Below are 21104 nucleotides of genomic sequence, written 5' to 3'. Positions count from 1 at the left end.
CTCCCTCGATCCCCTTCAGGCCCGGAGCCCCAAAGCCCCGCGCCCGAAGGCGCTTGCTCTTTGACATGGCAGAACTCACAAAGGCCTGCCTCACGACGCACCGGGACGGTGCGCCAAAGGGCCCCCTCCCCTTGTTTTATCCAACCGTCCGGTGTACTTACCGCGCTTCCAGTTTTTTCGAACCTTGAGAAGGAGCCTCTTCATGGCTCGTGTGACCGTCGAAGATTGCATCGACAAGGTCGACAACCGGTTTGAGCTCGTGCTGCTCGCCAGCCACCGCGCCCGCCTGATCTCCTCGGGCTCGCCGCTCACTATCGACCGCGACCGTGACAAAAATCCCGTCGTGGCTCTCCGCGAGATCGCGGACGAAACCATCGCTCCCGACGATCTGAAGGAGCAGCTCATCCACTCCATGCAGAAGTATGTCGAAGTGGACGAGCCGGAGGCCGAGACTGTTCCGCTTATCGGCAACACCGCCGCCGCTGCTTCCAGCGGGGACGACTCGGACGTGCAGTTCGACCGCATGAGCGAAGAGGACCTGCTGCGCGGCCTCGAAGGCCTCGTGCCCCCGAGCAGCAGCGCGGACGACGACGACCGCGAATAAGCCTCGGCAAACCAAGCGATTTTTTCCGAAAAGCCCGGCCCAGCGCCGGGCTTTTTGTTCCTCAAGCCTGCTGAGGCAATGAGAAATCTTGCAGAGAGCCCCCCGCCCACAATATCCTTTTAACTTCAGCCCCCCTAAACCGAGGTGAAAAGGAGACGGCGGCCGGATGATGCGCCAATATGAACTTGTCGAGCGGGTCAAGCGCTACAACCCCTCGACCGACGAGGCGCTTCTGAACCGGGCTTACGTCTACGCCATGATGGCGCATGGCAACCAGAAACGGGCCTCCGGCGACCTCTTCTTCGGCCATCCGCTCGAAGTCGCGGCCATCCTCACCGATCTCAAGCTCGACGATGCCACCATCGCGGCGGCGGTGCTCCACGACACGGTGGAGGACACGCAGGCGACGCTTGAAGAGATCAACAAGTCCTTCGGGCCGCAGATCGGCGCGCTGGTCGATGGCCTCACCAAGATCAAGCGCCTCGACCTCGTGTCGAAACGAGCGGCGCAGGGCGAAAACTTCCGCAAGCTCCTGCTGGCCGTCGCGGACGACGTGCGCGTGCTTCTGGTCAAGCTCGCCGACCGCCTGCACAACATGCGCACCTTGGGCTTCATGCCGCCCGAAAAGCGCAAGCGCATCGCCGAGGAGACGCTGGAGATCTACGCGCCGCTCGCCGGGCGCATGGGTATTCAGGAAATGCGCGAGGAGTTGGAGGGCCTCTCCTTCCAGAACCTCGACCCGGAAGCCTATGAGGCGATCAGCCGGCACCTGCGCGAGGTCACATCCAAATCCGAAAAGCTCGTCGAGGAGATCGAGCAGGACCTGAAGGCCAAGCTCCTGGCGCAGGGCATCGAGGCGGAGGTCACGGGACGGCAGAAGCGGCCCTATTCGATCTGGCGCAAGATGGAGCGCAAGTCCGTCTCCTTCGAGCAGCTCTCCGACATCTTCGGCTTCCGCGTCATCGTCGGCACCAACGACGAATGTTATCGCGCGCTCGGCGTGGTCCACACCACCTGGCCGATGGTGCCGGGGCGGTACAAGGATTACATCTCGACTCCGAAGCAGAACGATTACCGCTCGATCCATACCACGGTGATCGGCCCTGGCCGCCAGCGCGTCGAGCTGCAGATCCGCACCCGCGACATGGACGAGATTGCGGAATACGGCATCGCCGCGCACGCGCTCTACAAGGAAGGCGTCAACGACTCCTCGCGCCTCGCCAAAGAAAGCCGCGCCTATCAATGGCTGCGGCGCACCATCGATCTTTTGGCGGAAGGTGACAATCCGGAAGAGTTTCTGGAGCACACCAAGCTCGAACTCTTTCACGATCAGGTCTTCTGCTTCACGCCGAAGGGCCGCCTCATCGCCCTGCCGCGTGGGGCTACGCCCATCGATTTCGCCTATGCGGTGCACACCGATGTCGGCAACACCGCGGTCGGCTGCAAGATCAACGGGCGCATGTCGCCACTGCTCACCGAATTGCAGAACGGCGACGAGGTCGAGATCGTCCGCGCGGACGGTCAGACGCCACCTGCGGCCTGGGAGTCGCTCGTTATGACCGGCAAGGCGCGCGCCTCGATCCGCCGCGCCACCCGCGCCGCCGTGCGGCGGCAATATACCGGCCTCGGCCATCAAATCCTGGAGCGCGCTTTCGAGCGCGCGGGCCGCGCCTTCTCCGACGAGAAGCTGAAAGGCGCCCTCCCCCGCCTCGCCCGCGCCTCCATGGAGGACGTGCTGGCCGCCGTCGGACGCGGCGAGATGTTTTCCGGCGACGTGGTGCGCGCGGTCTATCCCGACTACAAGGACGAGCGGCGCCCGGTGCCCACGGTGGGCGTCGCCCAAGCCGACGGCCAGAGCGGCGAGTCGACGCCTTCCGGTATCCCGATCAGGGGGCTCAATTCCGACATGCCGATCCGCTTCGCGCCGGAAGGCGGCGCCGTCCCGGGTGACCGCATCGTCGGCATTCTGACGCCCGGCGAAGGCGTGACGATCTATCCGATCCAGTCTTCCGCGCTCGCCGCTTTCGACAACGAGCCAGACCGTTGGATCGACGTGCGCTGGGATCTGGAGACCAGCGACCGCCAGCGCTTCCCCGCGCGCATCAAGCTGCAATCGATCAATGAGCCGGGCTCATTGGCGCAGATCGCGCAAGTCATTGCCGACCATGACGGCAACATCGACAACGTGTCGATGAAGCGCCGCACCCAAGACTTCACGGACATGACCGTCGACCTGACGGTCTGGGACCTCAAGCATCTCAACGCCATCATCGCGGAGCTGCGCGCCAAGCGCGTGGTCAGCCGCGTCGACCGCGTCAACGGATAAGAAGCACCATGAAAGCCAAGCCTCGCATCGCCATCATCATGGACGAGAACACCAGCGGCGATGGCACGCTCTATGAGACAACGAAGGCCTATTTCGTCGCCGTGCATCGCGCGGGCGGCGTGCCCTTCGGCATTCCGTACTTCATCGACATGGTCGATTCAGTTGTCGCTGAATTCGACGGGTTCGTCAGCGTCGGCGGGCGCATCCAGTTTCCGCGCGACTGGTACGTGGGCGACGAATCCCGCTATCCCTCATCGGAGCGGCTGGAGGTCGAGCAGGCGCTGATGCGCGGCTTCCTCGATCACGACAAGCCGGTGCTCGGCATCTGCAACGGCATGCAGATGCTCACCTGCCTCCACGGCGGGCGCATGGTGCACAAGATCCGCGAAACGGGCGCGCACATTCTCGACCACGACAATCGCGGCGCGGTCCATTCCGTCTCGATCACGCCCGGCACGATGCTCTCACGTATCGTCGGCGCAGCACGCATGGACGTGAACAGCCGCCATCAAGAAGCGATTGTAGAGGTATCCGGCCAAGCCGTGATCGCTGCGAAAGCGGATGACGGCGTCATCGAAGCCGTCGAAATCCCCTCCCGCCGCTTCGCGTTGGGCCTCCAATGGCACCAGGAGGCTTTCGCGCGGACCGAGCATCCGGGCAATGGAGTATTCAAGGCGTTCGTGGAGGCGGCGAGGAACGCCTAAGCCCGGCGTTTAGCCCTTGCGTCCCGGCGGCTTGCCTGCCAGACATCGGCGACGTTAGGAGAGACGGCCGATGACCCCCACCGAAGTTCTCGATGAATTCCGTTCCGCTGGCGCTTTGCTGGAAGGGCATTTCGTTCTCTCATCGGGGCTGCACAGCCCGGTTTTCCTCCAGAAGATGTTCGTGTTCCAGGACCCCACCCGCACGGAGCGGGTGTGCAAGGCGCTGGCGGCGAAGATCAGGGAGGCCTATGGCGAGGTCGATTATGTCGTCTCGCCCGCGGTCGGCGGCATCGTGCCGGGCTATGAGACGGCGCGGCACCTGGGTTGCAAGGCGATCTTCGTTGAGCGGGAGAATGGCGAGTTCGTGCTGCGGCGCGGCTTTGTCATTCCGGAAGGCGCCAGGGTCGTGATGGTGGAAGACATCGTGACGACCGGTCTCTCCTCCCGCGAGTGCCTGGCCGCCCTGCGCGAGCATCCGGGCAAGATCCTGGGTGCGGCCTGCCTCATCGACCGCTCAGGCGGCAAGGCAGATCTCGGTACGCCGCTGGTTTCCTTGGTCCAGCTCGATATTCCCGCTTATGCGCCGGATCAGCTTCCGCCCGAGCTTGCGGCCTTACCTGCGGTCAAGCCGGGAAGCCGTAATCTTAAAACGTAGAAAGATGTTCATTCTTTCGCCAAGTGCTTGATCTTTCAGGTGTCATGAACTTGACACCTCCAAAGCGCGTGGCTTTACTATCGGGCGTTGTCGTTTTTACTCGTCTGATGGGTTTATAGCAGCCTGTTTCCAGGCACGTCGCAAATCAGTCGCGCAATTATATTTCAGGCGCGAGTTATTTTGATGTCGCTTTGTTAGACACGGTTATGGCTAAGGCCCTGGCAGACTGAACAAGAGAATATTGATGTCAGGCCAGCAACGGATCGCTCTCTTCATCGACGGAGCCAACCTTTACGCGACGACCAAAACGCTTGGCTTCGATATCGACTACAAGCGCCTGCTCAAAGAATTTCAAAGCCGCGGCACGCTGGTCCGTGCTTTCTATTACACCGCCCTGGTTGAAGATCAGGAATATTCCTCCATCCGCCCGCTCATCGACTGGCTCGACTATAACGGCTACCGGGTCGTGACGAAGCCCACCAAGGAGTTCGTGGACTCCGCGGGTCGCCGCAAGGTGAAGGGCAACATGGATATCGAGCTCGCCATCGATGCGCTTGAGCTTGCCCCTTACATCGACCACATGGTCCTGTTCTCCGGCGACGGCGACTTCCGGTCTCTGGTAGAGGCCATGCAGCGCCGCGGCGTCCGGGTTTCAGTGGTCTCCACCGTGACCACCCAGCCGCCCATGGTGGCCGACGAGCTGCGCCGCCAGGCAGACGAGTTCCTCGACCTGTCGCAGTTGGCCTCCCGCATCGGCCGCGACCCTTCCGATCGGCCCCAACGTGCGCCGGGCGAGACTGGCGAACGCCCCGAGCGCCCGCGCCCCCCGCAGGGGCAGGGGCAGGGGCAGCCGCAGAGCGGCGGGCTGGAGCGCCGCTATGGCATCCGCCAGCCGCAGGATGACGATCTCGAGGTTTGATGCGGCGCATCTGGCGTGCTGTTTGGCGCGCCGTGAAAACAAGAAACGCTCTGGTTTCACACGGGAACCAGAGCGCTTGAAACGTTTGCACGCCGGCCAGCGTCAGCCCTTCTCGCGCATCAGACGCGATTTCTCGCGATTCCACGTGCGCTCTTTTTCCGTCTCGCGCTTGTCGTGGAGCTTCTTGCCGCGGCCCAAACCAAGCTCGACCTTCGCGCGCCCGCGATCATTAAAGTAGATCTTCAGCGGGATCACGGTGAAGCCTTCGCGCTGGGTTGCACCGATCAGCTTGTCGATCTGGCGCTTGTGCAAAAGCAGCCGCCGAGGTCGCTTGGGCTCGTGGTTGAAACGGTTGGCCTGCAGGTATTCCGGAATATAGGCGTTGAAGAGAAAAAACTCCTCGCCGGACGGACCAGCATAAGACTCTCCGATGGTCGACTTGCCCTCGCGCAGGGACTTCACCTCCGTTCCGGTCAGCGCGATGCCGGCCTCGTAGGTATCGACGATCTCGTAGTTAAACCTCGCCTTTCGATTGTCGGCGACAACGCGATAAGCGCTTTTCGGGTCGTTCTTCATTGGCTCAAGTATTGATTAGGCCCGCATGGACCATGGCCGCGCGCACCGTCTTTTTGGTGCTCTCGGACACGGTCAACATCGGCAGGCGCACAGTGTCTTGCATCAGGCCGAGGACAGATGCCGCATACTTCACCGGCGACGGATTGGTCTCGATGAACAACGCATTGTGCAACGGCAGCAGCCGGTCCTGGATCTTCAGGGCCGTGGCGTAGTCGCCTTTCTGGCAGGCCTCCTGCATGTTGGCGCAGAGGCGCGGCGCGACATTCGCGGTGACCGAGATGCAGCCATGTCCGCCATGGGCGTTGAAGCCGAGCGCCGTCGCATCCTCACCCGAAAGCTGAATGAAATCGGGACCCATCAACTGCCGCTGCAGGCTGGCGCGCGCCATGTTGGCGGTCGCATCCTTCACGCCGACGATGTTCTTCAGCTCGTAGAGCCGCGCCATCGTCTCGACCGACATGTCGATCACCGAGCGGGCGGGGATGTTGTAGATGAAGATCGGGATGCCCACGGCATCGTTGATGGCCTTGAAGTGCTGATAGAGCCCTTCCTGCGTCGGCTTGTTGTAATAGGGCGTCACGATCAGCAACGCGTCGGCGCCAACCTTCTCGGCATGCTTGGAGAATCCGATGGCCTCTTCCGTGCTGTTGGAGCCCGCGCCCGCAATCACCGGAACCCGGCCCTTGGTTTGATCGACACAGATCTCGATGACCCGGTCGTGTTCCTTGTGGCTCAAGGTCGGGCTCTCGCCGGTGGTCCCCACGGGAACCAGACCATGCGAACCGCTTTCAATCTGCCAGTCGATGAAAGCCCGGAAAGCCGCCTCATCCACGGCGCCGTTTTTGAAGGGGGTCACCAAAGCCGGAAAGGAGCCTTTGAATTGGGTCATGGATCATCCCTCAAGAAAGAACGGCAGATTGAAAGCCCTTAGCGCAAGCGAGGCCGAAGCGGTACCTTTTCAAAGAAAAAAGATAGGTCCGCAATGAGATTTAGCGCGTAACGCCATGAGAAAACTGCGCTCAAGCTTCGCCGAACGCACTCGAACACGTAACACATAAGAACTGCGACGCATCCGCGCAAACCGTCCCTGCCACGGTTGTCCTAGTCCGATACTTGGTGTTTCCTTATAAAAGAACGTCGCCCGATCAGACATTCAGGATGGCACGGGGGATCGCATGAGACTTAAGACAGGCCTTGTTTTATGCCTCATGGCGTCTGCGTACCTCATCCAGGTTTCGACGCTCGAAGAACCGGCCTCCCCCCCTGCCCCATTGCCACCCGCCGAGGTTGCGGTGTCTTCCGTTGCGTCCGATGTCGAGACGACCGGCGCTCTCGACGGCTACGCTCCCCCGTCGCAGATCTTGAGCGACGTCGATGCCTTGCCTCTGATCTTCAAAGCCTATCGCGACAACGACGTCGTCGAGGGGCTGATTTTGAGATCCAAGCTGTCGCGGCCCGCCGTGACGGCGCTGGCCGATTGGTTTGTCATTCGCAGCGGCTTTCCCATCAACTTTGACAGGATCGTCGCTTTTCAGAAAGACAATGAGGGCTGGCCCGCCACTCCGTTGATCCGGCGCCGCGCCGAGGAGGCTTTGCTCGCTGAGCGTCGGCCTTCGTCGGAGGTCAGGGCTTTTTTTGCGAAGCAACCTCCCTCAACCGGAGCTGGAAGAATCGCCCTCGCCTTCGCTCTCAAGGCCGACGGCCTCGAGCAGGAGGCCACCACAACGATCAAATATGCCTGGCGAGAGGATACTTTCGGCAGCGATCTGGAAAGCCGGATTCTTGAACGGTTCCCCGGAGTCTTCGCGACCGCCGATCATCGCTTTCGGATGGAGCGCCTTCTTTTGAAGGAGCACTGGGGCGCAGCCTCCCGAGCAGCAGGCTATGCGGGGGGCGATTACCCTTCGCTGGTGAAGGCTCGGACGAGCATTTTTCAAGGCAAGCACAAGGCCGACAAAGCCTTGGCGGCCGTGCCCGCGGCGTTGCGCAATGATGGGTCCTATCTTTTCTCACGTGCCCTTTTCTTGCGTCGCAGCAATCAACTCGCCGAGGCAGCCAAGGTCGTCATGCAGGCGCCGCGGGACCATGAGCTTCGCGTCGACGGAGACGAATGGTGGGCCGAGCAGCGACTGATCGCCCGCAGCCTTCTGGACAAGCGCGACCTGCAAACAGCTTATGATGTGGCGAGCCATCATGCGGCGGAGAGCCCTTCTCAGCAGATCGAAGCTGAATTCTATGCGGGCTGGATCGCCCTGCGGTTCCTGAATGATCCGATCAAGGCTGCCGAACACTTTGGCACCGCGGCGAAAGCGGCCTCCACGCCAATCTCCCTTGCCCGTATCGATTACTGGCGCGGCCGTGCAGCGGAGGCGGCGGGGGCGTTAGCCGACGCTCGGCAGTATTTCGAGCGCGCGGCCGCCAGGCCGACGACCTATTATGGACAACTCGCGGGAGAAAAGCTCGGTCGCAAGGTGGCGCTGCGCACCGTCGAGCCGCTGGCGGGAGAGGCCGGCAAGAAGTTTGAGGCTCTCATCCCGGTCCAGGCACTTCATCTGCTTCAACAGCTGGGAGAGCAGGATCTGGCGCTCGGCCTCTATACGGACCTGGCGCAGACACTCGACAACCCCAGCCAGCTTGACGCACTCGCGCGGCTTGCTGCGGCTCAACAAAACCCACGTGCGGTCCTCGTCGTCGGCAAGACTGCCCTGCAGCGCGGCTTCCCGCTTGATCTCCACGCCTACCCCTTGAGCGGAATTCCGGCTTTCGCTCCGGTCGGTGAGGAAGTCGAGCCGGCCATGATCCTCGCGATCGCCCGACAGGAAAGCGCATTCAACCCGAAAGCGGTCTCCAGCGCCGGCGCGCGCGGCCTGATGCAACTGATGCCGGCCACCGCAAAAATGACAGCGCAGCGTTTCGGCCTCGGCTTCGACGTCAACCGTCTCCTTGAGGACCCCTCCTACAACGCCACGCTCGGCTCGGCGCATTTGGGAGAGTTGATGGATAGCTGGAAGGGCTCCCAAGTCCTCGCCTTCGCTTCCTACAATGCCGGGGGCGGGAACGTGAAAAAGTGGATCCAGGCCTATGGCGATCCGCGCCAGCCGCAGGTCGATATGGTGGACTGGATTGAACGCATCCCCTTCTCCGAAACCCGCAATTACGTTCAGCGGGTCATGGAGAATCTGCACGTCTATCGCCAGCGGCTGAATGACCGCGAGGCGCGGGTTCCGAGCCCGGCGAGAGCGGCGCAGCCTTGATCGGCAATTGCGATCGAAAACAACGTTAGGATTTGAAATGAGCGGCCCTTATCGGGATCTCTTCGTTTCGGCTTCGGATGGCCTGCGCCTCTATGCACGGGACTACGGACCGGATGTCGCCGAGACTTTGCCTGTCGTGTGCCTGCCAGGCTTGGCGCGGACGTCGGAGGATTTCCACGACCTCGCCATGGAGCTGAGCCGGGACGGAGCCCGTCCGCGCCGCGTTCTCGCCCTGGACTATCGGGGCCGGGGACGCTCCGAATGGGACAAGGATTGGCGCAACTATGATGTCCGCATCGAACTCGATGACACGCTGCAGGTCCTCACCGTCGCCGGCATCGAAAAGGCGGTCTTCGTCGGGACGTCCAGGGGCGGGCTGATCACCATGGCTTTGAGCGCCGTGCGCCCCACCCTGCTGCGCGGCGCCGTGCTCAACGATGTCGGTCCGGTCCTCGAAGGCAGGGGGTTGATCCGCATCCGGAGCTATATCGGCAAGCTGCCGAAACCTCGCACCATGCGGGAAGCGGGACAGATCCTGAAGCAGATATCGGATGCGCAGTTCCCTTCCCTCACCGACGAGCAATGGGAGAAAGTCGCGCGCGGCAGCTGGCGCGAAGACAACGGCCAGGTGGTGCTGAACTATGACCCGATGCTGATGAAGACGCTCGAGAGCATCGACCTCGAAGCGCCGCTCCCGGTCCTTTGGCCCCTCTTCGGCGGATTGTCGCCCATCCCGGTCCTCGCCATCCGCGGCGGAAATTCGGATCTGCTGAGCGAGGAAACCTTAAAGACGATGCAGGAAAGCCACCCGGACCTGACCGCGCTCACAGTACCAGACCAGGGCCACGCCCCCGCCATTGAGGGCGAATTGATCGGCGCGATCAAACAGCTGATCGCTGAAGCCGAAAGCCGCAGCTAACTCTCTAACGCTTTCGCGGCGCTACTGACAGCCTTCAGCCTGGGCCGGACCTCCACCATCTCGCCTTTGCGCAAAAAAAGAAAACCCCGGTGTTGCCACCGGGGTTTCCCTTAACCAATCGGGTTGAGCCGATTAGAAGTCGCGCTGAACGCGGAGACGGCCTTCCCAGGCGCTCTCCGAGCCGGTGCTGCCGCCGGGAACGGCGATGCGGCCACGCGGGTCGAGGCGGGCGTACATGACTTCGACGCCGAGGTCGAGGCCAGCAACCGGCTGCCAGAACACGTTGGTACCGACGCGCCATTCGTTGAAGCTGTCAAGACCGGTGCGGAAGCCATCAGCGGTGATGCCCGAAGCGCCCTTACCGAAGTTGACGTGCATGTACGAACCGAACACGTTCTGACGGATTTGCGGGGTCCAGAAGTGACGCAGACCGCCAGCAAGCGACCAGCCGGTGGACTTCTTGATGTCGCCGGAGATCGGGTTGACGAAGCCGTCAGCGAACAGCACGAGATTGCTCACGCCGAGGACGTTGAACGGCGACGAGCTCAGCGACGAGTTGCCACCCGAGAGGTAAGCAAGAGCGCCGTTCGCGTAGGTCGCAGCGAACCACAGAGCATCGCCCGGAGCCAGCTGCGGGAGGTTCACGCTGACGGTACCGGCAGCGGCGAAGCCGTACTCGGTGTCAGGGAAGTCCGTGATGCCAGCGGCGTTCGTGATCAGGTTGTTCGAGCGGATCTGGTGAACCGCGCCGGAGAGCTGAGCCGTACCCCAGGTGCCGGCGTACTTCAGGTTACCGACGAGATCCGGAGCGCGCTGACCAGCCGGGGTGAGGGCGACAGCAGCCACACCACCCGGGACGAAGCCGACGGAGCGGCGCTCAAGGCCGTCTTCGACCGAGATCGAGGCCGAGAAGCCGTTGCCGAACGTGAAGGTGTAGGCCAACAGGTCAACGTCCGGAGCGTCGTCGAAACGCAGCGTGCCCATCTGCTGGTTCGGCAGATCGCTGTTCGAGAAGAAGCTGGTCACGCGACCGGCGGTCAGGCCACCGAACTGAACGAAAGCTTCAGCAACGTTCGGGCTGGTAGCGATGTTGCCGTTGTTGCCCGGGTTGCCGAAGGGCGTGCCGGACGAACGGGTGATCTCGAAGCGCACGAACGTACGGAGCAGGCCGTAAGCGGTCGCGGTGCGGGCGTCGAGCTGGATGCGGCCACGAGCGCGGAAGCCGAAGGCATCGTTAGCGCGGGTGAGCGGCTGACCGTACAGGTAGTCAGCGCGGACGCGGCCACCAACGCGGAGGCAGGTTTCCGTGCCCGGGATGTAGAAGAAGCCTGCGCCGTAGGTGGAGCAGACGCGAACGTACTCAACAGGAGCAGCCTTCTTCGCGGGAAGATCGGCAGCTTGAGCCCCGGCGACGGCGGCGAGACCCGCGACCGATCCGAGGAGAAGGCTCTTAACGAGCTTCATGGTTGACCTCCAAAGTTTTGAGACCCTGGGGGGCGCGGGTTGGTGCCTAGACACGTCCCATTTCCCCTAGTGACCTGGCGATCCAGCCCGAATGACTGGACCTACCAAATGACGACTGGGGTGCCCCCGTCGCTGGTGCCACATTAGCCAGCACGGTCCCGCAAGCAACCGAATGAAGGCATAAAAGGGGCAAGCTGGGGGGCTTTTCGAAGGCATGTTGCACAAAGGCCACGTTTCCGAACCCCAAATTTACCTTTTGTTAGGCCGCAGGGCCGTTTCCTAACAAATCATTACCAGAACAGGGTTTTTCGCCGCCGGCCGCCCAGCGGTCAGAACGAAATTAGGGCTTTGAGGCCCCGCAGACAGCGGCGGCACTCTGTGAATAACCGCAATGCCGCTTTGGGTCGGATTCCGTCTTTTTGGAGCAAAAATGGCGAGGCCGGGACGAGCCCGGCCTCTTCGAATCGTGATTTGGAACGCCTCAGGCGACTTTCGGCTTCAGGACACCGCGGCGAATCTGATCCTCCTCGATCGACTCGAAGAGCGCCTTGAAATTGCCCTCGCCGAACCCGTCGTCGCCTTTGCGCTGAATGAACTCGAAGAAGATCGGTCCAATCGCGGTTTTCCCAAAGCGCTGAAGGAGAACCTTGGTGAAGCCGCCTTCCACCACTCCCTCACCATCAATGAGGATGCCGTTTTTCTGAAGCCGCTCGATAGGCTCGCCGTGGCTCGGTAGGCGCTTATCGACGCGGGAATAGTAGATCTCGTTCGGCGCCGGCATGAACTCGACGCCGGCGGCAATCAGCGCCTCGATCGAATCGTAGAGGTCGAGAGCGCCGAGCGCGATGTGCTGGATGCCCTCGCCCTTATATTCCTGGAGGTACTCCTCGATCTGTCCCGTCTCCCCGGCGTCTTCGTTGATCGGAATGCGAATCTTGCCGTCGGGGCTCGTCATCGCGCGGGAATGCAGGCCAGTGAGCTTGCCCTCGATATCGAAGTAGCGAATCTGGCGGAAATTGAAGAGCCGCTCATAGAAGCCAGCCCATTCCGTCAGCCGCCCGCGATAGACGTTGTGGGTCAGGTGGTCGATGTAATGGAGGCCGACGCCGCGCGGCTTGGGATCGGGTTCGCCGAGCCACTCGAAGTCCACGTCATAAATGGAGCCCTTCGCTCCGTAGCGGTCGACCAGATAAATCTGAAGGCCGCCGATTCCCTCAATGGCCGGGATTTCGAGTTCGTTGGGGCCGGTCTGGGTCTTGGCCGGCTTCGCCCCGAGCGACAAAGCCCGATCATAGGCATAATTCGCATCGACGACCCGGAATGCCATGGCGGGAGCCGAGGGGCCATGCTTCGTGGCGAATTGCTCGGCGAAGGAACCGGGCTGCGCGTTCACGATGAAATTGATGTCGCCCTGCCGATAGAGCAGCACGTTCTTGGAACGATGCTTCGCCACGAGGCTGAAGCCCATCGTCTTGAACAGGCGGTCGAGTTGTCCTGGATCGGGATGGCAGAACTCGACGAACTCGAAGCCGTCCGTCCCCATGGGGTTCTGCTCGGAAATGGCGGGCGGCGGTGCGTCGTGCGGAAACGGTCCCATAACTTTCCTCCAGTCTGTGCCTCGGCTCTTGCGAGCCTGTTCATCGAAAACAACGCAACGCCGGGGCGGCGGATGCGAAAGCCTTGTCAGGCGGCGTCGGGCTGCTGCGCCGGAGCTGCTCTCTGAAATGCCGGCAGCGCCATGCAGGCGGCCTCCACCGCGGCAATCTTCGGGTACGGATCGAGTGGGATGTTGAACCGCCGCGCATTGAAGACCTGCGGCACGAGATAGATGTCGGCGAGCGTCACACGGGAGCCGAAGGCGAAAGGCCCCGGCTCGATCAGCGCCTCGATGGCCTCGAAGCCTTCGCGCACCCAATGCGCATACCATTCGTCTAGCGCCGCCTGGTCATGCCCGAGCTTATGCTTGAGATATGACAGCGTGCCGGAATTGTTCAGCGGATGGATGTCGCACGCGACGATACTGGCGACTGCCCGAACCTTGGCGCGGTGAACGGCTCCGATTGGGAGCAACGGCGGCTCGGGGTGGGTTTCGTCGAGATACTCGAGGATGGCCGGTGATTGGACGAGAGTTTCCCCCTCGACATCGAGAGAGGGAATGCGCTTTTGCGGATTGATCGCCTGATAGGCCTCGCCTCGCTGCTCGCCCTTCAGAATATTCACGGGCGCCGCCTCGTAGGCGACGCCCTTGATGTTGAGGGCGATCCTCACCCGAAAAGCCGCGGAAGAGCGGAAATAGGTGTAGAGCTTCACGGCTCCCCCTCCCCCTCGTGGGTCAGCGACCGGGCGTGGCGGCTCAGCTTGTCGATAAGCGACCCGAGCAATTCCTGCTCCTGAGCCGTCAGGACGGAGGCAAGCTGCTCTTCGAAAGACAAAGCCTGTGGGGCCAGGGACTCGTAGATGCCCCGCCCGGCCGGCGTCAGCGCCAGCAATTCCTCGCGCCGGTCGTCCTCATTGGGGCGCCGAGCGATCAGGCCGCGCTCTTCGAGAGAAGAAACCGCCCGCGATACGGTCGATTTGTGCATGACCCCGTGGGCGGCGATGTCGCGTGCAGTGCGGACATCATATTGCCCGAGGGTCGCGACGACCCGCCAAGCCGGGATCGAGAGGCCGAACCTGTCGGCGTAAATCTGCGCCAGCGCGTTCGAGGTCAAGCTCGCCAGGACGTTGAGCCGGTAGGGTAGGAAGCGCTCAAGAACCAGATGCGGTGTGAGAGCTTCTTTTTTCGCTGTAGACCGTGATGCCATCGTTGACAGAAACCGTTGCTCATGCAACCAATAAGACAATTCCGTTGCGTTAGCAACTAGATTTGCAGGCCGGAACGTCGAGTCATTTCCGGCCGCACACAATCGGTCTTTCGAGGGAGATGATGATGAACGTGCAGAACGTCTCCGGTCTTCGATCCCCTGATCAACGCAAGAGCGCCATCGTGCCGGGCTACATGTCCGGCTTCGGCAACTCCTTCGAGACAGAGGCCCTTGAAGGTGCGCTGCCCGTCGGGCGCAACTCGCCGCAAAAGCTGAACTATGGCCTTTATGCGGAGCAATTGTCCGGTTCGCCGTTCACGGCCCCACAGGCGACCAACCAGCGTTCCTGGCTCTATCGCATCCGCCCCTCGGTCAAGCATTCCGGCCACTATGTGAAAGTCGACAAGGGCTTGATGCGAACCGCGCCCGCAGCGCGGGAGGAAAGCGATTTGTCGCTGGGCCAATTGCGCTGGGACCCGACTCCATTCCCCGATCACGCCACAACTTTCGTCACCGGTCTGCACACGATGACGACCGCCGGCGATTCCGACACGCAGACCGGCATGGCCGCGCATGTGCTCCTCGTCACGCACTCCATGGAGAACGAGTATTTCTTCAACGCCGATGGCGAATACCTCGTCGTCGCGCAGGAGAACGCCTTACGCTTTCGCACCGAGTTCGGCGTGATCGAGATCGAGCCCGGTGAGATCTGCGTCATTCCGCGAGGCGTCATCTTCAAGGTCGAGCTGATCGATGGCCCTGCCCGAGCTTATGTCTGCGAGAATTACGGCGGCGCCTTCACCCTGCCGGATCGCGGCCCCATCGGCGCAAACTGCCTCGCTAATCCACGCGACTTCCTCACGCCCATCGCGGCTTATGAGGACAAAGAAGTCCCTTCCCTACTCTACGTGAAGTGGGGCGGCGAACTCTTTCGCACCGAGATCGGCCAATCACCGCTCGATGTGGTGGCATGGCACGGCAATTACGCGCCTTACAAATACGATCTGCGTCACTTCTCGCCTGTCGGCGCGATCCTGTTCGATCACCCCGACCCGTCGATCTTCACGGTGCTCACCGCGCCCTCAGAGACGCCCGGCACCGCGAACGTGGATTTCGTGATCTTTCCCGAGCGCTGGTCGGTGGCGGAAAACACCTTCCGCCCGCCCTGGTATCATCGCAACCTGATGTCGGAATTCATGGGGCTGGTCTACGGCGTTTATGACGCCAAGCCGGAAGGCTTCGTGCCGGGCGGCATGTCGCTGCACAATCAGATGCTGCCGCATGGGCCCGATACGACGGCGTTCGAGCATGCGAGCAATGTGGAGCTCAAGCCGGCGAAGCTGACCGGCACCATGGCCTTCATGTTCGAAACGCGGTTTCCGCAGCGCGTCACGAAATACGCAGCCGAGCTGCCGACGCTTCAGAAAGACTATATCGATTGCTGGCGGGATTTGAAGAAGCACTTCGACCCGAACCGGCGCGAGCCGCAATGACGGCTCCTCTCAGCCATCAAACGACAAAAGCCGGTGCGTGGTCGCACCGGCCTTTTCTTGCACGTAAACGAGACGCGAAATCAGCTCTTTCCGCGCGTGCGGATCATGAACGTGTCGAAGGCGTATTCGTTGAGCTGCCACCAGGGCAGCACATCGGCGCGATACGCCACCATCGACTCGTAGGCCTTCTTGAAGTCCGGGCTCTTGGCGGAGAGTTCCGCATAAAGCTCGTTCGCAGCCTTCAGCGACGCGTCCATGATCGCGGGCGAGAAGGTGCGCAGTTCCGCACCGCCGCCGATCATGCGCCGCAGCGCCTGGCCGTTCACGGCATCGTATTTCGCCAGCATCCAGTTGTTCGCAGCCTCGGACGCCTGCGCCATGATCGCCTGGTAGTGCTTCGGCAGTTCGTCCCACTTCTGCTGGTTGATGACGAGATGCAGCATCGCGCCGCCCTCCCACCAGCCGGGTGCGTAGTAGTATTTCGCGACCTTGAGGAACCCGAGCTTTTCGTCGTCATAGGGGCCGACGAATTCGGCGGCGTCGAGGGTGCCGCGCTCAAGAGCCGGATAAACATCGCCCGGTGCGATCTGCTGCGGCACGACGCCGAGTTTCGCCAGCACCATGCCGCCGAGCCCGCCGATGCGGAACTTGAGACCCTTCAGGTCATCGACCGTGTTGATCTCCTTGCGGAAGAACCCGCCCATCTGCGCGCCGGAATTGCCACAGACCAGCGAGGTGACATTGAACTTGGCAAGCGACTCGTTGATCAGTTCCTTGCCGCCGGCAAAATGCCACCAGGCGTGCTGCTGGCGCGCGTTGAGGCCGAAGGGAAGGCCCGTGCCGATAGCCAGCGCAGGCTCCTTGCCGAGGTAGTAATAGGTCGGGGTGTGGGCACATTCGACGGTGCCATTCTGGACCGCGTCGAGCGCCTGCAGGCCGCCGACGATCTCGCCCGGAGCGAAGACCTGGATCTGGAACTTGTTATCGGTCGCCTCCGCCATGTACTTCGCGAAGGTCTGCGCGGTGCCGAAGATCGTATCGAGCGATTTCGGAAAGCTGGAGGTCAGACGCCAACGAATTTCCGGGGAGGACTGCGCAATCGCCGGCGCGGCAACGGTTCCGGCAGCAGCCGCCAGCCCCGCCCCCTTCAGAAAGCTTCTTCTCTTCATCGTCGATGTCGTCATAGGCTTTTCCTCACAATGCGTTCCGTGGCACTCTCAGGAACCCCATAAACCCGGTCGGTGGTCATGAAGCTTTCTTCCCTCAAGCAAGGCCGTGATGGCCGCCTAGTCGTCGTCTCAAGGGACCTGACTCGTGCAACAGACGCTTTTTTCATTGTTCCGACGCTCCAGCAAGCGTTGGATCATTGGGAATTAGTAGCGCCGCGGCTTCATGACCTTGCCGACCAGCTCGAACATGGCTCGGTGCCCTCCTTCCGGTTTCATGAGCACGATTGCGCCTCTCCCCTGCCCCGGGCCCATCAATGGGCGGACGGCTCGGCCTATGTGAATCACGTCGAACTGGTTCGCAAAGCCCGGGGAGCCGAGATGCCGGCCTCCTTCTGGACCGATCCGCTGATGTATCAAGGAGGCTCAGACTCGTTCCTAAGCCCCCGCGAGCCCATTCTGGCGCTCGATGAAGCCCATGGCGTCGATTTCGAGGCGGAAGTCGCGGTCATCACCGGCGACGTGCCGATGGCTGCCTCGCGACAGGAAGCCGCCTCCGCGATCCGTCTGATCGTGCTGGTGAACGATGTTTCGTTGAGAAATCTGATCCCCGACGAACTGGCGAAGGGATTCGGCTTCTTCCAGTCAAAGCCTTCTTCAGCCTTTTCGCCGGTCGCGATCACGCCGGACGAATTGGGCGAGGCCTGGGACGGCGGCAAGGTCCACCTTCCCCTGCTTTCATCGTTGAACGGACAGCCCTTCGGCAAGCCCAACGCCGGGGCGGATATGACCTTCGATTTTCCGACCCTGATCGCCCACGCCGCAAAGACCCGCCCTCTTTGCGCGGGCACGATCATCGGGTCTGGCACCGTCTCCAACAAGGGACTGGATGGCGGGCCGGGAAAAGCCGTAGCAGAAGGCGGCTTCGGCTATTCCTGCATCGCCGAACAGCGGACCATCGAGACGATCCAACATGGCGCGCCCAAGACGCCGTTCATGGTCTTCGGCGACACGATCCGTATTGAGATGAAGGACAAGGCAGGACACTCGATCTTCGGCGCCATCGAGCAAGAGGCCGCTGCTTACCAGCGGACCACATGATGCTTCGCATCGACCACGTTCAACTCGCCATGCCTGCAGGCGCGGAGGAGGAAGGGCGGCGCTTTTATATTGGCGTCCTCGGAATGGAGGAGGTGCCGAAGCCCGCAACTCTGGCCGCCCGTGGCGGCGTGTGGTTCAAGAGCGGAGAGGTCCAACTGCATCTCGGCGTCGAGGCTGATTTTCGCCCGGCCACAAAGGCGCATCCGGCGGTCGCAATCGCGGATCTCGATGGCTTGGCAGCCACTTTGCGGCGCGCCGGTCATGAACCGATCTGGGACGATGCAATCCCAAATGTGCGCCGTTTCTACGTCGCCGACCCGTTCGGCAATCGGCTCGAGTTCATGGCGGCCGGCGCATAAGGCTGAGCGGGAAGGTCTTCTGAGGGATCGGAAAAGGAGCGAGGAACCGTTTGGACCGCCCTGTCTTTAGGAAGTGCCAATCCAAGCACGACAGGGAGAAGCGACATGAGCCTCGGCGCCATTCTGGAAAATCTTCTCGCGGGCCAGGGAAAGCAGGGAAGCGCGCAGCAACCGGGCAGCGGTCAGCAGCGCGGCAATCCTGATCCGCAGGGCGATCTCAGCGATCTTGCTTCAAAAATCCCTGGCGGATTGGGGGCGCTTGCGGGCGGCGGCTTGCTCTCGCTGATCCTGGGGTCGAAAGCGGGTCGGTCGGCTGGCGGCTCTCTGCTCAAAGCGGGCGGCCTTGCCGTCCTCACCAGCGTCGCGTTCAAGGCCTATCAGGATTGGCAGGCGCGACAGATGCCGGATGGCAACCGCGCCAGCCTGCCCCCACCCGCACCTTCCGGCAGTGGTTTTCACCTCGACGAAGAAAAGGTCGGTGACGGTGGCGATATGCGCTTGGCTCTCATCCAGGCCATGGTTTCCGCAGCAAAATCGGACGGCCACCTCGATAGCGGCGAGATCAACCGCATCCAAAATCAGATCCAGCAGCTCGGCTTGGGGAACGAAGCAACCAGCCGCCTCCTCGACATGATGTCGAAACCCGCCGATCCTGCCGTGATCGCCGGCCTGCCGCAGACGAAGGAGCAAGCCGCCGGGCTCTATGTCGCCTCGCGGATGGCCATTGGCATTCCCGATACGCCGGAGGAAAAGGCCTATCTGGAGCGCCTCATCAGCCTCATGGGTCTCCCGGCCGATCTCGTGGCGCACCTCGACACGCAGGTCGATTCAGCGCGAAAGGTCGCTGCATGACCTTCCCGTGAGCCCGCGCCTCCGATCACGAGGCGCGGTTCTATGCCTCCAGCTCCTCTCGCAGCATCTCCAGCTCAAGCCATCGCTCTTCCGCAGCGTGCAACTCCCCTTGCAACTGCGTGAGCGCATCCGTCGCCTTCTGGAAACGGGCGAGATCGCGGGAATAGAGTTCGTGATCAGCGAGGATTTCCTGCACCTTCGCGATCTTCGCCTCGATCTCGCTCATCCGTTTCGGCAAGGTCTTGAGATCATGCTGCTCGTTGAAGCTGAGCTTGCGCTTCGATGCGGCGGCGGCAGGAGCCGGAGCGGGCCTCTCGGAGTTCTTAGGTCTGGTTTCCTTTTCGACCGTCCTCGCCTGAACGCCCTGGCCGCGCTGGGCCACCATGTCGGTGTAACCGCCCGCATATTCGAGCCAACGCCCCTCGCCTTCGGACACCAGAACCGACCCCACCGTCCGGTCGAGGAAGTCGCGGTCGTGGCTGACGAGGATCACGGTCCCCGCGTAGTCTGTGATCATCTCTTCCAGGAGATCGAGGGTTTCGAGATCGAGATCGTTGGTCGGCTCGTCGAGCACCAGAAAGTTCGAAGGCTGCGCCAAAGCACGCGCCAACATCAGTCGGTTTCGCTCACCACCCGAGAGGACTCCCACGGGCGTTCGGGCCTGTTCCGGCGAGAACAGAAAGTCCTTCATGTAACCGATGACGTGCTTCGCCTGCCCGCCGATCACGACCGTGTCGCCACGGCCTCCGGTCAAAGTCTCGGCAACGGTGGCGTTGGGGTCGAGGCTCGCGCGGCGCTGGTCGAGGGTGACCCTCTGCAGGTTGGAGCCGAGGCGCACGCGGCCCTGATCCGGCTCGATGACGCCGGTCAGGAGATTGATGAGTGTCGTCTTGCCCGCGCCGTTCGGCCCGATGATGCCCAGCCGGTCGCCGCGCAGAATGCGCAGCGACAGATCCGCCACGATGGGGCGTTCGCCGTAGGCCTTTGAAATCTTCTCCGCTTCGACCACCAGGGTGCCGGATTGCTCCGCCTCGGTCAGGGTCATGGAGACCGTCCCGACCGCGCGCTTCTGGTCCCGACGCTCCTGGCGCATGGCGTGGAGATTGGCGAGGCGCCGTACGTTGCGCTTGCGGCGCGCTGTGACGCCGTAGCGCAGCCAATCCGCTTCCGCCGCCAGCTTGCGGTCGAGTTTGTGCCGCTCCAGTTCCTCTTGTTCCAGAACCTCGTCCCGCCAAGACTCGAAATGAGCGAAGCCCCGTTCCATGCGACGCGTGATGCCCCGGTCGAGCCAGATCGTGGCCTGAGACAGGCTTTCGAGGAATCGGCGGTCGTGGCTGATGAGCACCATGGCCGAGCGCAGGCTCTTCAATTCGCTCTCAAGCCACTCAATAGCGGGCAGATCGAGATGGTTCGTCGGTTCGTCCAGCAGGAGAATATCGGGAGCGGGCGCAAGCGTCTGTGCCAGCGCGGCACGGCGTGCTTCGCCGCCCGAAAGGCTTTTGGGGTCTTCCTCACCCGTGAGACCCGTTTGTTCGAGCAGATAGCGCGCCCGATAGGGATCATCGCCCGGGCCGAGACCGGCTTCTACGAAAGCCAACGTGGTCGGGAAGGCGCTGAGATCGGGTTCCTGAGCCAGATAACGCACGGTTGCACCCGGCTGCACGAAGCGCTTGCCCCGGTCGGCTTCCACAAGACCCGCGGCAATCTTCAGCAGCGTGGACTTGCCCGAGCCGTTCCGGCCGACAAGGCAAGCGCGCTCGCCCGGAGAGACCGACAATTCGGCGCTCTCGATCAAGGGCGTGCCGCCGAAGGTGAGCGCAATGTCTTGGAGTTGAAGAAGAGGAGGAGCCATTCCCGCTCCGTGACACCTCCGCGCGCCGGACGCAAGACCACATTGCAGCGGCACCG

At 62.2% G+C, this 21104-nt stretch carries 19 protein-coding genes; 11 read left to right on the top strand and 8 right to left on the bottom strand.

The window, feature by feature from the left end; all coding sequences use genetic code 11:
• Window positions 1-202 precede the first annotated feature (202 nt).
• The 5 genes from rpoZ (at window position 203) to HB375_RS10605 (ending at window position 5208) form a co-directional block, all read left to right on the top strand.
• Window positions 203-604 carry a DNA-directed RNA polymerase subunit omega gene (gene rpoZ, locus HB375_RS10625; protein ID WP_167672955.1) on the top strand — a complete coding sequence of 134 codons (402 nt, stop codon included), beginning with the start codon at window positions 203-205 and terminating at the stop codon, window positions 602-604.
• Window positions 605-770: 166 nt separating this feature from the next.
• Window positions 771-2930, top strand: coding sequence for a RelA/SpoT family protein (locus HB375_RS10620; RefSeq protein WP_167672954.1), 2160 nt, complete (start codon window positions 771-773; stop codon window positions 2928-2930).
• An 8-nt stretch (window positions 2931-2938) separates the two neighbouring features.
• Window positions 2939-3634, top strand: coding sequence for a gamma-glutamyl-gamma-aminobutyrate hydrolase family protein (locus tag HB375_RS10615; RefSeq protein ID WP_167672953.1), 696 nt, complete (start codon window positions 2939-2941; stop codon window positions 3632-3634).
• A gap of 70 nt (window positions 3635-3704) precedes the next feature.
• Entirely contained in the window at window positions 3705-4289 is a 585-nt protein-coding gene (gene pyrE / locus HB375_RS10610) for an orotate phosphoribosyltransferase (protein WP_167672952.1), read from the top strand.
• 244 nt (window positions 4290-4533) lie between these two features.
• Window positions 4534-5208 carry a LabA-like NYN domain-containing protein gene (locus tag HB375_RS10605; RefSeq protein ID WP_167672951.1) on the top strand — a complete coding sequence of 225 codons (675 nt, stop codon included), beginning with the start codon at window positions 4534-4536 and terminating at the stop codon, window positions 5206-5208.
• A 102-nt stretch (window positions 5209-5310) separates the two neighbouring features.
• On the opposite strand, the gene smpB is transcribed toward HB375_RS10605, so the two are convergent.
• On the bottom strand, window positions 5311-5784 hold the full coding sequence (smpB, locus tag HB375_RS10600) for an SsrA-binding protein SmpB (protein WP_167672950.1): 474 nt from the start codon (window positions 5782-5784) through the stop codon (window positions 5311-5313).
• Window positions 5785-5788: 4 nt separating this feature from the next.
• Window positions 5789-6673: a 4-hydroxy-tetrahydrodipicolinate synthase gene (gene dapA, locus HB375_RS10595; protein WP_167672949.1), complete on the bottom strand. Its 885-nt coding sequence runs from the start codon at window positions 6671-6673 to the stop codon at window positions 5789-5791.
• Window positions 6674-7076: 403 nt separating this feature from the next.
• Here dapA and HB375_RS18510 point away from each other — a divergent pair, with 403 nt between their 5' ends.
• On the top strand, window positions 7077-9038 hold the full coding sequence (locus HB375_RS18510; RefSeq protein WP_343232391.1) for a lytic transglycosylase domain-containing protein: 1962 nt from the start codon (window positions 7077-7079) through the stop codon (window positions 9036-9038).
• Window positions 9039-9075: 37 nt separating this feature from the next.
• On the top strand, window positions 9076-9957 hold the full coding sequence (locus HB375_RS10585; protein ID WP_167672948.1) for an alpha/beta fold hydrolase: 882 nt from the start codon (window positions 9076-9078) through the stop codon (window positions 9955-9957).
• 132 nt (window positions 9958-10089) lie between these two features.
• On the opposite strand, the gene HB375_RS10580 is transcribed toward HB375_RS10585, so the two are convergent.
• From HB375_RS10580 to HB375_RS10565, 4 genes are all read right to left on the bottom strand, one after another.
• Window positions 10090-11421 (bottom strand): porin, encoded by a 1332-nt coding sequence (locus HB375_RS10580; protein WP_167672947.1) that lies wholly within the window; start codon window positions 11419-11421, stop codon window positions 10090-10092.
• 481 nt (window positions 11422-11902) lie between these two features.
• Entirely contained in the window at window positions 11903-13018 is a 1116-nt protein-coding gene (gene hppD / locus HB375_RS10575) for a 4-hydroxyphenylpyruvate dioxygenase (RefSeq protein WP_167672946.1), read from the bottom strand.
• 86 nt (window positions 13019-13104) lie between these two features.
• Window positions 13105-13731: a maleylacetoacetate isomerase gene (gene maiA / locus HB375_RS10570; protein ID WP_167672945.1), complete on the bottom strand. Its 627-nt coding sequence runs from the start codon at window positions 13729-13731 to the stop codon at window positions 13105-13107.
• Window positions 13728-14225 carry a MarR family winged helix-turn-helix transcriptional regulator gene (locus tag HB375_RS10565; protein WP_167672944.1) on the bottom strand — a complete coding sequence of 166 codons (498 nt, stop codon included), beginning with the start codon at window positions 14223-14225 and terminating at the stop codon, window positions 13728-13730. Before HB375_RS10565 ends, maiA begins: the two co-directional genes overlap by 4 nt.
• 122 nt (window positions 14226-14347) lie before the next feature.
• Between HB375_RS10565 and hmgA the strand changes: the two genes are divergently transcribed.
• The gene (gene hmgA / locus HB375_RS10560) at window positions 14348-15718 is read left to right on the top strand and encodes a homogentisate 1,2-dioxygenase (RefSeq protein WP_425515170.1); all 1371 of its coding nucleotides are present in this window, start codon (window positions 14348-14350) and stop codon (window positions 15716-15718) included.
• 80 nt (window positions 15719-15798) lie between these two features.
• Here the strand turns inward: hmgA and HB375_RS10555 are convergent, their stop codons facing one another.
• Window positions 15799-16887, bottom strand: coding sequence for a TRAP transporter substrate-binding protein (locus HB375_RS10555; protein WP_167673264.1), 1089 nt, complete (start codon window positions 16885-16887; stop codon window positions 15799-15801).
• 78 nt (window positions 16888-16965) lie between these two features.
• Here HB375_RS10555 and HB375_RS10550 point away from each other — a divergent pair, with 78 nt between their 5' ends.
• The 3 genes from HB375_RS10550 to HB375_RS10540 all read left to right on the top strand — a co-directional run bounded on the left by HB375_RS10550 (window position 16966) and on the right by HB375_RS10540 (window position 19196).
• Window positions 16966-17985, top strand: coding sequence for a fumarylacetoacetate hydrolase family protein (locus tag HB375_RS10550; RefSeq protein WP_167672942.1), 1020 nt, complete (start codon window positions 16966-16968; stop codon window positions 17983-17985).
• On the top strand, window positions 17982-18344 hold the full coding sequence (locus HB375_RS10545) for a VOC family protein (protein WP_167672941.1): 363 nt from the start codon (window positions 17982-17984) through the stop codon (window positions 18342-18344). The genes HB375_RS10550 and HB375_RS10545 overlap by 4 nt, the downstream gene beginning before the upstream one ends.
• Before the next feature lie 105 nt (window positions 18345-18449).
• Window positions 18450-19196 (top strand): tellurite resistance TerB family protein, encoded by a 747-nt coding sequence (locus HB375_RS10540; protein WP_167672940.1) that lies wholly within the window; start codon window positions 18450-18452, stop codon window positions 19194-19196.
• A 40-nt stretch (window positions 19197-19236) separates the two neighbouring features.
• Here HB375_RS10540 and HB375_RS10535 read toward each other — a convergent pair whose 3' ends face one another.
• Window positions 19237-21048, bottom strand: coding sequence for an ABC-F family ATP-binding cassette domain-containing protein (locus HB375_RS10535; protein WP_167672939.1), 1812 nt, complete (start codon window positions 21046-21048; stop codon window positions 19237-19239).
• Window positions 21049-21104 lie beyond the last annotated feature (56 nt).

The organism is Microvirga terricola (assembly GCF_011777495.1).
GTDB lineage: Bacteria > Pseudomonadota > Alphaproteobacteria > Rhizobiales > Beijerinckiaceae > Microvirga > Microvirga terricola.
The sequence above is the reverse complement of the archived record's forward strand: the minus strand, read 5'-3'. Positions and strand labels throughout refer to the sequence as shown.

Bases quoted from the DNA above. Each gene is read 5' to 3' on its own strand.
- rpoZ (WP_167672955.1), top strand. From the start codon at position 203: ATGGCTCGTGTGACCGTCGAAGATTGCATCGACAAGGTCGACAACCGG.
- smpB (WP_167672950.1), bottom strand. From the start codon at position 5,784: ATGAAGAACGACCCGAAAAGCGCTTATCGCGTTGTCGCCGACAATCGA.
- pyrE (WP_167672952.1), top strand. From the start codon at position 3,705: ATGACCCCCACCGAAGTTCTCGATGAATTCCGTTCCGCTGGCGCTTTG.
- HB375_RS10585 (WP_167672948.1), top strand. From the start codon at position 9,076: ATGAGCGGCCCTTATCGGGATCTCTTCGTTTCGGCTTCGGATGGCCTG.
- HB375_RS10545 (WP_167672941.1), top strand. From the start codon at position 17,982: ATGATGCTTCGCATCGACCACGTTCAACTCGCCATGCCTGCAGGCGCG.
- HB375_RS10615 (WP_167672953.1), top strand. From the start codon at position 2,939: ATGAAAGCCAAGCCTCGCATCGCCATCATCATGGACGAGAACACCAGC.
- hmgA (WP_425515170.1), top strand. From the start codon at position 14,348: ATGATGAACGTGCAGAACGTCTCCGGTCTTCGATCCCCTGATCAACGC.
- dapA (WP_167672949.1), bottom strand. From the start codon at position 6,673: ATGACCCAATTCAAAGGCTCCTTTCCGGCTTTGGTGACCCCCTTCAAA.
- hppD (WP_167672946.1), bottom strand. From the start codon at position 13,018: ATGGGACCGTTTCCGCACGACGCACCGCCGCCCGCCATTTCCGAGCAG.
- HB375_RS10535 (WP_167672939.1), bottom strand. From the start codon at position 21,048: ATGGCTCCTCCTCTTCTTCAACTCCAAGACATTGCGCTCACCTTCGGC.
- HB375_RS10540 (WP_167672940.1), top strand. From the start codon at position 18,450: ATGAGCCTCGGCGCCATTCTGGAAAATCTTCTCGCGGGCCAGGGAAAG.
- HB375_RS10580 (WP_167672947.1), bottom strand. From the start codon at position 11,421: ATGAAGCTCGTTAAGAGCCTTCTCCTCGGATCGGTCGCGGGTCTCGCC.
- HB375_RS10565 (WP_167672944.1), bottom strand. From the start codon at position 14,225: ATGGCATCACGGTCTACAGCGAAAAAAGAAGCTCTCACACCGCATCTG.
- HB375_RS10550 (WP_167672942.1), top strand. From the start codon at position 16,966: ATGAAGCTTTCTTCCCTCAAGCAAGGCCGTGATGGCCGCCTAGTCGTC.
- HB375_RS10620 (WP_167672954.1), top strand. From the start codon at position 771: ATGATGCGCCAATATGAACTTGTCGAGCGGGTCAAGCGCTACAACCCC.
- HB375_RS10605 (WP_167672951.1), top strand. From the start codon at position 4,534: ATGTCAGGCCAGCAACGGATCGCTCTCTTCATCGACGGAGCCAACCTT.
- HB375_RS10555 (WP_167673264.1), bottom strand. From the start codon at position 16,887: ATGAAGAGAAGAAGCTTTCTGAAGGGGGCGGGGCTGGCGGCTGCTGCC.